Source organism: Oceanobacter sp. 3_MG-2023 (genome assembly GCF_030688925.1).
GTDB lineage: Bacteria > Pseudomonadota > Gammaproteobacteria > Pseudomonadales > Oceanobacteraceae > Oceanobacter.
Genome location: NZ_JAUYVX010000010.1, coordinates 143,966 through 154,984, shown reverse-complemented (window position 1 = coordinate 154,984; position 11,019 = coordinate 143,966). Strand labels below are relative to the sequence as shown.

The following is an 11,019-nucleotide window of genomic DNA, read 5'->3' as shown; positions in this document are numbered from 1 at the left end:
AACGATCGGACAAGGTATACAGGGTGATTGCTCCGACTATACCCAATGTCGCTGCGATCCAGCCCCAATCGGACGTGCCGCTTTCTGCTGACGCCCCTGATGCGCCCGCGAACCAGTGAACCGGTTCTTCCACGACAATATAAGACTCACTGCTGCCCGCCAGTTCCGGCTCTGACAGCACCTCCATCCGGATCATTCTGCCCGGCTCAGCTTCGGGTGACAGTACCAGCCCCCCAAACCCGGGGGTCACAAAGAAGTCGTCGATGCGCGCCACCACATCACCATCCACCTCAATCTCCAGGTCTTTACCCTTGCGCCGTATTCCCATTGCGGCCGGCGTGATCAATGCCCCATCCTGCAACAGCACGTAATAGAAACCGGACTGGGCTGACACCACAGCCGGTTCATCACCGTTATACACTTGACCAGCATAGTCATTAAGAGGGTTAAAAACGGCTACGCGATAAATCGGCATGTAATCATTCCTTGTTTAATAGGGTGGCCACCCAGAGCTCATCCTTGGAAATAGCGGCCACTTCTATCATTAAGAAACTCAGGCGTCCATACTCAGCAACTAGCAAAGCACTAAGATGCCAAATAGGTCTAAAATATCGAAGTAATTTAGAAATAATTTAAGAAGCAGTATAAAAAACAGGAAAAATTATCTCATCAGTCAAAGACTGATTTGGTATCAATAAATAAATGCCCCCCGTATTTTATGCTGGTCAGACCTCAGCGAATATTTATTCGTTATTCGATCGGCCACGATTAGACTCAGTGTCACCCGTTAGCACAAAACAGCAACAAATCTGCCGCAATAATCCACTGCTTTGAATATCTCTCGCTATCTTCCATTTTTATATGGAGGATCGGTATATGGAGGATCGGCCAGTGAGTGGAGACACCCAGCACCAGCAGATTTCAGGCAATGGTCACCCACCTGACTTTGTCAGGCCGATGACCATATTGATATGACTATTCCGCAGCCGCTATCAGGCTGGCATTGCCACCAGCAGCGGTAGTATCGATACAGATATGCCGTTCAAGCTGGTAACGATGGCTGTTTTTATCGTCATCAATCAGGGGCAGCAAGGCTCCTTCCCGTTGCGCCAGTGCGATACGACACGCTCGCATGTACTCTTCCTGACCAGCACAAACAACCGCATCAATGCCTTTTACTGGCGTTAGTGCAGCCGCTTGCAATGCGCCATCGAGCGCAACCACCGGCCACTCGTGTCCGCGTAACGATGCGACGGCTTGTTCGGCACCCGGTGCTATAACAACCACCCGATTACCACAAGCCAATGCCAGCGCCGCCTGATGCAGAGCCCGCGCCAGCGTTGGCCCAAGGCACAGCATCACACCACGAGGATGCAACGATAACCGATTGAGTTCACCCGTTGGCCCAGGGAGTTCAAGTGTCGACGGATCTTCCAGTACGACCTGAATACCCAGGGCAGCAAAGCTGTCATTAATCTGCTGCGATAATGGTGCGGCGTGTTGCCTGGCGGCAGCAAATCCTTGCCCGGCGACATCATCCAATGCTTGTTGCAACGTCGCCGCGGTGATGGTGGCGTGATCGATAGCCAACACTTCTCGCGCAGAAGACGGTGCGATAAAACGTTCAACATAATGCGGCCCACCGGCTTTTGGACCTGTCCCCGACAACCCTTCACCACCAAATGGCTGAGACCCCACCACAGCACCAATCTGGTTGCGGTTGACGTAGGTATTACCCACACGAATACGACGGGACAAGGCATTAACCCGGGAATCCATACGGGTATGCAAACCAAAAGTCAGGCCAAATCCACGTGCATTAATTGCGTCAACAACCTGTTCCGCATCCTCTCCCCTGAATATCGCCACATGCAGTACAGGACCAAAAATCTCTTCTGGCATATCGGCAATTCCATTGACGTTGACCACCGCCGGAGCCACAAATCGCCCCTGCTCTGGCACTGTCATACGCTTCAATAGTCGTCCGGCAGCGGCATGTTCATCCAGGTATTGATTGATTTTGTTGCGGGCAGCGTCATCAATCACAGGGCCAATGTCCGTTGATAACAACCAGGGATCTCCCAGTGCCAGTTCGTCCATGGCGCCGTACAACATATGCAGCAAATGGTCGGCAATATCTTCCTGTAAATATACGATCCGGAGTGCTGAGCATCGCTGACCGGCACTCTGGAATGCCGATGCCAGTATGTCGCGTACAACCTGTTCCGGCAGTGCAGTTGAGTCGACGATCATGGCATTCAGACCGCCGGTTTCGGCAATAAGTGGCGCTTCTGCAGACATCGCACTCGCCATTGCCCGGTTGATGGTTTGAGCCGTTGCGGTAGAACCGGTAAAACACACGCCTTGAATACGGGCATCCGCGGTCAATGGTGCACCGACATCCCGCCCCGAGCCCGGCAACAGTTGCACCACGTCCAGTGGGATACCGGCGTCATGCATCAAGGCTACCGCCCGCGCCGCAATCAGCGGGGTCTGGTCGGCGGGTTTTGCCAGTACTGTATTCCCGGCAGCAATGGCAGCTAACACCTGTCCGGTAAAAATTGCCAGAGGGAAGTTCCAGGGAGAAATACAGCTGATCACACCACGGGCGTTGACCTCCTCCCCTCTGGCGGTCAAGCGGTCGTCCAGTTGCTGTGCCTGATCGGCGTAATAACGGGCGAAATCCACGGCCTCGCGTACTTCGCCCACGGCATCCAGCAGGGTTTTGCCAGCTTCTCGCTGTGCCAGTGCAAACAGCTCCACTGCATGCTGTTCATACTGGTCAGCCACCCGGTTCAGCAAGGCTGCCCGCTGCGCCACCGGAACCGCTGCCCAACGCGGGGCTGCTGCCACTGCGGCAACAATCGCCGACTCGATATCAGCGGGACTGGCGGCAGTGACCTGCCCGACAACATCATTGGGTTGAGCCGGGTTGATGACCGATGAGCATGCAGCGCTTTCTGTACTCTCCTTGGCTGCTGTGTCAGCGGCGACCATGGGTATGGCTTGCCACTGGCTGGTCGCAAAGGCAGCACGGGCGGCAAGAATTTTCTCAACCTCGACCACATCGGTCACGTCCCAGCCCTTGGCGTTCTGGCGCTGATCACCAAATAATTGTGACGGCGCAACAATCAAGCTGCTGGGTTTGGGGTCATGCCACACCGCTGCGATATCAAAGGGGTCCCGGGCAATCACCTCAGGTGTAATGCGGGTATCGACAATCTGATTAACAAACGAGCTGTTGGCTCCGTTTTCCAGCAAACGCCGCACGAGGTAGGCCAGCAAATCGCGATGTTCGCCCACCGGGGCGTAAATACGACAGCGGGTGCCTTCGCGCTTCAAGACTTCATCATGAAGTGCTTCTCCCATACCATGCAGTCGCTGCAGTTCAAACTGATGCTTGCCGACGTGCTGGGCAATCCGCAAGACTGCCGCTACTGAATGGGCGTTATGGGTCGCAAACTGGGGATAGATATGATCAGTCATGCCCAAGAGCTTTTCGGCACAACACAGGTAAGAGACATCGGCATGTGCCTTACGGGTGTACACCGGAAATCCTGCCAACCCCAAGGTCTGGGCCCGTTTGATTTCGGCATCCCAATAGGCGCCTTTCACCAATCGCACCATGATGCGCCGGTTCAGCCGTTGCGCCTGGGCATAGAGGAAATCAATCACATGCGGCGCTCTCTGGCCGAACGCCTGTACGACAACCCCAAAGCCATCCCAACCGGCCAGTTGCGGATCTTCCAGCACTGCGACAATCACATCCAGCGACAGATCCAGCCGATCAGCTTCTTCCGCATCAATATTGAATCCCATATTGTGCTGCTTGGCCTGACGTGCCAGTTCGCGGGTACGTGCCACCAGCTCAATCATGACCCGCTCCCGTTTGGCAAATTCATAACGAGGATGCAGGGCCGACAGCTTCACCGATATGCCGGGGTTTTCAGCCATCGTTGCGCCGGTACAAGAAGCTGCTAAAGCAGCGATAGCCTGGCTATAAGCATCGAAGTAGGCTTTGGCATCGTCTGCGGTACGAGCCGCTTCACCCAGCATGTCGTAGGAATAGGTGTAGCCCTGACTTTCCAGCTTGCGTGCCCGTTCGGTGGCATTACGGATATGACTGCCCAGCACAAACTGGCGACCCAATTCTTTCATGGCTTGCGCCACGGCCACCCGAATCACCGGCTCTCCCAGTCGTTTCACCAGACCTCGCAACGTTGACCGCAAGCCTTCCGCTCCTGTTGGCGAAATCAGTTTGCCAGTCAGCATCAGCGCCCAGGTAGAAGAATTCACCAGACCAGAGCGGGACTGCCCCAGATGCTCACTCCATTGCCCCGGAGCCACCTTATCTTCAATCAACTGATCGATGGTAAATGCATCCGGCACACGCAACAGCGCTTCGGCCAGGCACATCAGCGCCACCCCTTCTCGAGTGGTCAGGCCGTATTCCGCCAGAAAATTCTCCATCATGGTGGAACGCTTGCGGCTGCGGACCGCTCGCACCAAGGCAGCCGCATCAGCTGAAATTTCCTGGCGCAGTGGCGCAGACAAACGGCTATCGGTGACCAGTTCAGTCAGCGCCTGACGTTCATCCATTAAATAATGATCGCGAATCGCGTCGCGAATGGCAGGGATATTGGCACTCATGTTACAGCCCTCATGGATACAAAACATTAAGCTGAATATGCCGCATTTTTGTGTTTATTTTTTCCTAAAATATATTAATTAACATTACTTTAAGACTAATTTTTATTAAAAAACAAGAAAAAACACAATAAAAAACAGTCAATACAAGCAGAAAATCACTAAAAAGAAAAAACCAGTGAATCACTCCCATAGACCTCGAAAAACGATCAAGAAAGCCATTAAAAAAACGATGGAGAAAGACATAAGAAGAGCAGCTGACAGAGCTGCCGGGAATGACCGGGAAGAGACCCGCAACAGGTACGGCGGAGAGACAGCAGACTTTGCAGTCGAAGTGAAAGATCAACAAGAGAATACCCGCAGCACAAGGCCAGGTTCCTTCCCTGACCATTGCACCATGCCGGTCGTACCGTTGAAGACGACCATAATACGTCGCCTTCACTGGGCTCTGTTAGCCCCGGCAACCTCAACTACAAAAATCAGCTACGTACTTCCGTCACCACATCATCAAACTTCTGCTGGATTGAATCCTCTGGCTCGCGGGTCGCCATGGAAGCAACCACCACTGCAAGGGTCGCCAGCAGAATACCAGGGATGATTTCGTACAAATCAAACCAGCCACCTTCCAGCTGTTTCCAGACCACCACGGTAATACCGCCGACAACAATGCCAGCCAGCGCACCCTGACGCGTCATCCGTTTCCAATACAACGACAAGATCAAGGCCGGACCAAAGGCTGCACCAAAACCTGCCCAGGCATAAGACACCAGATCCAACACTCCGGATTCCGGATTTAACGCCAGAACAGTAGCGATAACGGCAATACCCACAACCGCAAAACGTCCGACTTTTACCAACTGTTCGGAACTGGCGTCTTTATGAAACAGCGCTTTGTAGAAGTCTTCCGCCAATGCTGAAGAAGACACCAGCAACTGGGAATCCGCCGTACTCATGATCGCCGCCAGAATAGCGGCCAGCAGAACACCGGCAACCAGAGGATGGAAGATGGCATCCACCATCACCATAAAGACCGTTTCATTGTCTCCCAGACCTGTTTTCAGATAAGCCACGGCAAACAGCCCGATGGCCATCGAACCGATCATCGCCACCCCGGTCCAGGCAACAGCAATGCGACGGGCTGCCGGTACATGATCCTTGCTTTTGATGCCTTTGAAACGCGCCAGAATATGCGGCTGGCCAAAATAGCCAAAACCCCAGCCAATCAATGACAGGGTACCAATCAGGGTAATCGGTGTGCCGTCTGCATTGGTGAACGCATCCAGCAATTCGGGGTTGCTATTGGCTATCTTGTCGAAGGTTGCCGATATGCCGCCCATCTCGGACAGGGCAATCACAGGTACCAGAACCATCGCCCCGACCATCAGCAAGCCTTGCACGACATCCGTCCAGGACACCGCCAGAAAGCCACCAAACATGGTGTAGGAAATCACTGCCACAGCCCCCAGCACAACTGCCAGCTGATAATCCAGGCCGAATACGGTTTCAAACAGCTTGCCTCCTGCCACCAGGCCGGAACTGGTGTAAAACAGGAAAAACACCAGCACAAAAATCGCAGACACTACCCGCAAGGTATGGCTTTTATCTTCAAACCGCTTTTCAAAAAAAGCCGGCAAGGTCAGCGCATCACCGGCTCGCTGGGAATAAACCCGCAGACGCTGGGCAACCAGCAACCAGTTGGCCCAGGTGCCAATCAGCAGTCCACCTGCCAACCAAAACGCACCATAACCTGCACTCATGGCGTAGCCTGGCAAACCCAGCAACAGCCAGCCACTCATATCCGAGGCGCCGGCACTCAGGGCACTGGGAATTGGCCCGAGATTACGGCCACCCAATACATAATCCGACAAGTCTTGAGTGCGTCGATAAGCAATAATGCCGATACCCAGCATGACTGCCAGATACACGATAAACGTCAAAGTAACCATGGATCGTCCTCTTTCATTGTTTGCTATTAATTGAGGTATCGCATCAAGAAGATACCGCTCTTGCAGAGAGACATCTCACCTTATCCAGCCAATACTGTCAGGTTCGAGCCCATGGGAAATAAAGCCTAAAGCAGAGCCAGTGGTCGAATTGGCTGTTTTTTAATATTTCATGGTCTATTTGTTTTTAAATTTGTTTTTTAAACTGCATTTCGACCAAGTTTTATGCATGTAAAGATAATTTCACCGATGCATCACCAGCGTGCAACATAATCACCCCCAACACGCAAAAGCACCATGTCAGTGCATAATCAGAAAGGCATAATTGTTAATCAAAACCAATAGGTTGAGATAATTTCTCTAATATTATTGTTTTATTTAGAACAAAATACGCATCATTTCCCACTACAATGGCTCTTTCCCGTTCCTGTAAATGACCCATTACTGCCCGACAAGGACATCAAAACTTCATGGATTCTCAAGAAAATCTTGACAAGCTCGATATGGCCATCCTTCGCGAGCTGCAGAAAAACGGCCGAATCACCGTAACCGAGCTGGCTTCGCTGATTGGATTATCCAAAACTCCCTGTCAAATCCGTATGAAACGGCTCGAAGAACAAGGGTATATTCTCGGTTACATGGCATTGCTTGATCAAAAGAAACTTGGCACCAAATACGTTGCCTTTGTGCAAGTGTCGCTCAGCGATACTCGCACCAGTGCGCTCAAAGCCTTTAATGATGCCGTGCGTACCATCCCTGAAATCGAGCAATGCCATATGACCGCCGCGACCTTTGACTATCTGTTAAAAGTCCGCACTTCCGACATGGAATCCTATCGCGCTGTGTTGGGAGAAAAAATTTCTTCCCTGCCTTACGTCACCCAGACCAGTACTTTTGTTGTGATGGAAAACGTCAAGGACATTGAATCCAAGCTGATTTGACATCGACATCAGGACCTCAATCGGTAAATCGGGGCCAGCGTCTTGCTGGTTCTCCTGATGAAAGGGCCAGACAGGCCAACCCATCCCCAACATAAGCCTAAAGTAGTACACGATATTTACTGAACTTTTATTCCTATAAACAGCAATACCCAACTTGTCGCAAGCTCATTGCGCCAAAGCATGGAAAACCCAATAACAATGGGACTTTGAAGCTGTTTTTTACGCTGATTTTGTGCTGTCTTTCCGGTCACACTCACATACTACTTACGTAGTTACACCAAGATAATTTACCTACCAACAATCACCAATATAGTAAAAACACTAGTAACCCCCGCAGTCCAACGAATAGCCGAAACAATCATCTGCAACGACTATACTGCCTCCACGAGACGATTGATGGTCGTGCAGGCAGTTGCCACCTCGACGTCGTTCCGACGGACTATAAAAAAGGATAACAACAAGATGCTCAAATTATCGAAACTGAAGCGCGGCCTGCTGGCCGGATTCTGTGGTCTGGTTGTCGCCTCTGGTGCCCAGGCAGCAGACAAGGTTTACCGTTTGAAAATGGCCGAAACCTGGGGTGCTAACTTCCCTATTTTTGGTGATTCTCCACGCAACATGGCAGCCATGGCAGAGAAAATGTCCAATGGCCGTTTGCAAATCACCATCGACTCGGCCAACAAGCACAAAGCACCGTTTGGTGTTTTCGATATGGTCCGTGCCGGACAATACGATATGGGGCACTCAGCGTCCTATTATTGGAAAGGCAAGGTCCCCAACACCCTGTATTTCACAACCATGCCATTCGGCATGACCGCACCTGAGCAATACGCCTGGTTCTACTACGGTGGCGGCATGCAACTGATGGACAAGGTATACAGCAAGTTTGGTCTGATGAGTTTCCCGGGTGGTAACACCGGTAATCAGATGGGCGGCTGGTTCCAGAAAGAAATCAACTCCCTTGATGACCTGAAAGGTCTGAAAATGCGCGTACCCGGTTTCGCCGGTGAAGTTCTGGCAGAACTGGGCGTCAGCCCAACCAACATTCCACCAGGTGAGCTGTACACCGCACTTGAACGTCGTACCATCGACGCTCTGGAATGGGTAGGTCCATCACTGGACTTGCGTATGGGTTTCCACAAAATTGCACCGTACTACTACACCGGTTGGCATGAACCAGCCACTGAGCTGCAATTTTTGGTTAACAAGCGCACCTGGGACAAACTGCCAGAAGATCTGCAAGAAATCCTGCGTGTTTCCATGCGTGCCGCATCTTATGAAATGTACATTCAGTCTTACCACGAATCCGCCATTAACCTGGACGTGATCAACTCTGAATACCCGAACGTCAAAATCAAAACCTTCCCTGCTGATGTCATGGCTGCCATGCGCAAAGCCAACGACAAACTGCTGACAGAAAAAGCGGCTGAAGACCCACTGGCCAAGGAAATTCTTGATTCCCAAGCCAACTACATGAAAAAAGCACGTGCCTGGACGGATATTTCCGACAAGGCCTACCTGAACAGCGTCTCTGTCGGCCAATAAGCCTGCGGTGATTCATGCAAGTCAACAACCGGGTTAACCCCGACCGTTGGCTTGCTGGAGCAGAGTCACCCTCTGCTCTGTTCCCTCCAGTACCCCAAGGGAGAAAATTATGTTGGTTCGGCTTGAGCGAGCGATTAATCGCTTTTCCGATCTGCTCGGTACGATATCCGCCGTACTGTTTCTGATCATGTTGGTGAACGTCTTTATCGACGTTGTCCTGCGCTACGCGCTAAACGTTGTTTATATCGGTTCTCAGGAGATGGAATGGCACTTGTTTGCAGCCATGTTCATGCTGGCCGTTCCCTACACTCTGAGAGCCGAAGGCCATGTCCGTGTTGACCTGGTGTATGAACGCCTGTCCATGCCAAAGAAAAACTGTATCGATATTGCTGGCGGCTTATTGTTATTACTGCCGTTCTGCCTGTTGGTCGGTTACTACGGCATCGGCTTTGCCCACGAAGCGTGGGAACTGGGTGAAACCTCAGGAGACCCCGGTGGTTTACCTGCTCGCTGGATCATCAAATCCGTTATTCCCGTGGCCTTTTTTGCCACCGCCATTTCAGGTGTTGGCATGATACTCACCTCAATCAATGAGTTGCGCGGCGTCAAACACGAGCACCACAAGGAGGCTGCACTGTGATTGGTATTGTAATGTTTGTTGTGGCCCTGCTGATGCTGATGTTTGGCTTCCCTGTGGCTTTTACCTTTGGTGGCGTAGCACTGATTTTTGGTGTGATTGCCGAAGGCCCGGACATGTTTGCCTTCATGCCCTTCCGCATTCAAAGCATTATGGAAAACGTCACGCTGATGGCGGTTCCGCTGTTTATTTTTATGGGCATCGTGCTGCAGCGCACCAAGTTGGCGGAGCAATTGCTCGAAGCCATGGGCAAGCTGTTTGGACGCGTCCGTGGTGGCCTGGCGATTTCGACGGTTCTGGTAGGGGCGCTGTTGGCAGCCTCAACCGGTGTGGTCGGTGCCTCCGTTGTCGCCATGGGCCTGATCTCTCTGCCTGTCATGCTGAAATACAACTACGATAAATCCCTCGCCTGCGGCACCATTTGTGCGTCAGGTACATTGGGACAAATCATCCCGCCGTCCATCATCCTGATCATTCTCGGTGACGTGATGGGGATTCCTGTCGGTGATCTATTCCAGGCAGCAGTCATGCCCGGCTTCATGCTGATTGGCATTTATATTCTCTATATTCTGGTTTATTCCTTCCTCAAGCCAGAAGCCGCGCCTGCGTTGCCTGTCGAAGACGATGGCACCACCCAGGCCCAGATGTATACCCAGGCGATTATTGCCATTATTCCGCCATTGGCGCTGATTCTGGTGGTACTGGGATCAATCTTTGCCGGTATCGCAACCCCGACAGAATCGTCTGCATTGGGTGGCATTGGTGCCATCTTCCTGGCCACTGTTTACGGCCAGTTCAGCTGGAAAATGCTGTACCAGTCGGCGCAGGAAACCGTCAAGATCACGGCAATGGTTTTCGCGATTCTGCTGGGTGCAACAGCGTTCAGCATGGCCTTCACCTACACCGGTGGTGACTACATTGTTGAAGAAATCCTGACCAGCCTGCCTGGTGGACAACTCGGGTTCCTGATCCTGTCGATGATCGCTATTCTGATTCTTGGCTTCTTTATCGACTTTGTTGAAATCAGTTTCATCATTGTGCCGATTCTGGCGCCGGTTGCAGATGCCCTGGGGATCGCTCCACTGTGGTTTGCCATTCTGATTGCCATGAACCTGCAAACCAGCTTCCTGACACCGCCGTTCGGGTTCGCGCTCTTTTATCTCAAAGGGGTCGCGCCTCCACAGGTGCAAACAACAGACATCTATAAAGGGGTTTTGCCTTTTATTGTGATGCAGGTAGGCCTGGTAGTGTCTATCATGATGTTTCCGGAGTTTTACGGTCTGATCGACTAGCCGTTCCCGGATAA

7 protein-coding genes are annotated in these 11,019 nt (G+C 51.9%); 4 read left to right on the top strand and 3 right to left on the bottom strand.

All coding sequences use genetic code 11. The features are described from left to right. The 3 genes from Q8W32_RS10840 to putP form a co-directional block, all read right to left on the bottom strand. A partial coding sequence (locus tag Q8W32_RS10840; RefSeq protein ID WP_305414905.1) for a hypothetical protein occupies window positions 1-475 on the bottom strand: 475 nt, incomplete at its 3' end. Between the two features lie 500 nt (window positions 476-975). Next, complete coding sequence (gene putA / locus Q8W32_RS10835) at window positions 976-4,650, bottom strand: bifunctional proline dehydrogenase/L-glutamate gamma-semialdehyde dehydrogenase PutA (protein WP_305414904.1); 3,675 nt, start codon at window positions 4,648-4,650, stop codon at window positions 976-978. A gap of 476 nt (window positions 4,651-5,126) precedes the next feature. Continuing rightward, a complete protein-coding gene (gene putP / locus Q8W32_RS10830) occupies window positions 5,127-6,593 on the bottom strand; it encodes a sodium/proline symporter PutP (RefSeq protein ID WP_303434260.1) in 1,467 nt (488 codons plus the stop codon). Window positions 6,594-7,060: 467 nt separating this feature from the next. Here putP and Q8W32_RS10825 point away from each other — a divergent pair, with 467 nt between their 5' ends. The 4 genes from Q8W32_RS10825 (at window position 7,061) to Q8W32_RS10810 (ending at window position 11,005) form a co-directional block, all read left to right on the top strand. Beyond that, window positions 7,061-7,531 (top strand): Lrp/AsnC family transcriptional regulator, encoded by a 471-nt coding sequence (locus tag Q8W32_RS10825; protein WP_303434261.1) that lies wholly within the window; start codon window positions 7,061-7,063, stop codon window positions 7,529-7,531. Window positions 7,532-7,993: 462 nt separating this feature from the next. Then, window positions 7,994-9,076 (top strand): TRAP transporter substrate-binding protein, encoded by a 1,083-nt coding sequence (locus Q8W32_RS10820; RefSeq protein ID WP_303434262.1) that lies wholly within the window; start codon window positions 7,994-7,996, stop codon window positions 9,074-9,076. 109 nt (window positions 9,077-9,185) lie between these two features. Beyond that, window positions 9,186-9,716, top strand: coding sequence for a TRAP transporter small permease subunit (locus tag Q8W32_RS10815; RefSeq protein WP_368501400.1), 531 nt, complete (start codon window positions 9,186-9,188; stop codon window positions 9,714-9,716). Beyond that, window positions 9,713-11,005 (top strand): TRAP transporter large permease subunit, encoded by a 1,293-nt coding sequence (locus tag Q8W32_RS10810; protein ID WP_303434263.1) that lies wholly within the window; start codon window positions 9,713-9,715, stop codon window positions 11,003-11,005. The genes Q8W32_RS10815 and Q8W32_RS10810 overlap by 4 nt, the downstream gene beginning before the upstream one ends. Window positions 11,006-11,019: the final 14 nt, after the last annotated feature.

What these genes read in the sequence shown, in the direction of transcription:
- putA (WP_305414904.1), bottom strand. Translation starts at nt 4,650, where the DNA reads ATGAGTGCCAATATCCCTGCCATTCGCGACGCGATTCGCGATCATTAT.
- Q8W32_RS10815 (WP_368501400.1), top strand. Translation starts at nt 9,186, where the DNA reads ATGTTGGTTCGGCTTGAGCGAGCGATTAATCGCTTTTCCGATCTGCTC.
- putP (WP_303434260.1), bottom strand. Translation starts at nt 6,593, where the DNA reads ATGGTTACTTTGACGTTTATCGTGTATCTGGCAGTCATGCTGGGTATC.
- Q8W32_RS10825 (WP_303434261.1), top strand. Translation starts at nt 7,061, where the DNA reads ATGGATTCTCAAGAAAATCTTGACAAGCTCGATATGGCCATCCTTCGC.
- Q8W32_RS10820 (WP_303434262.1), top strand. Translation starts at nt 7,994, where the DNA reads ATGCTCAAATTATCGAAACTGAAGCGCGGCCTGCTGGCCGGATTCTGT.